Genomic DNA, 306 nt, shown 5'->3' with positions numbered 1-306 from the left:
CGCGTTGTAGCTGGCGCTGACTTGTTCGGTTTGGCTTTGCTGCGCGGGGGCGTTTTCGTCGAGCGCCCGGGGGTATTGCAGCAGCTGGTTGGCTTCGTTGTAGGTCCACGCTCCGGCCTGGTGGGCGCTGCTCAGGCGGTTGCCTGCGGCGTCCCAGCTGTAGGCTTCGTTTGGCAGGCCTTTGTCTTGCAGCGCCTGGTCTGGCTCGGCTTGGGTGAGGCGGCCCAGGCGGTCGTAGGTGTAGGCGCTGGCGCCTTCTTCGCTTTCGATGCGTGTGATGTGGCCCGCCGGGTTGCGGCTGTAGCG

1 protein-coding gene is annotated in these 306 nt (G+C 66.3%); it reads right to left on the bottom strand.

Annotated elements, in window-relative coordinates:
* On the bottom strand, positions 1-306 hold a 306-nt coding region (locus tag QB898_RS13305), incomplete at both ends, for a hypothetical protein (RefSeq protein ID WP_279525332.1).

Origin of the sequence: Ottowia cancrivicina, assembly GCF_029813755.1 — a bacterium.
Taxonomy (GTDB): Bacteria; Pseudomonadota; Gammaproteobacteria; order Burkholderiales; family Burkholderiaceae_C; genus Ottowia; species Ottowia massiliensis.
The sequence above is the reverse complement of the archived record's forward strand: the minus strand, read 5'-3'. Positions and strand labels throughout refer to the sequence as shown.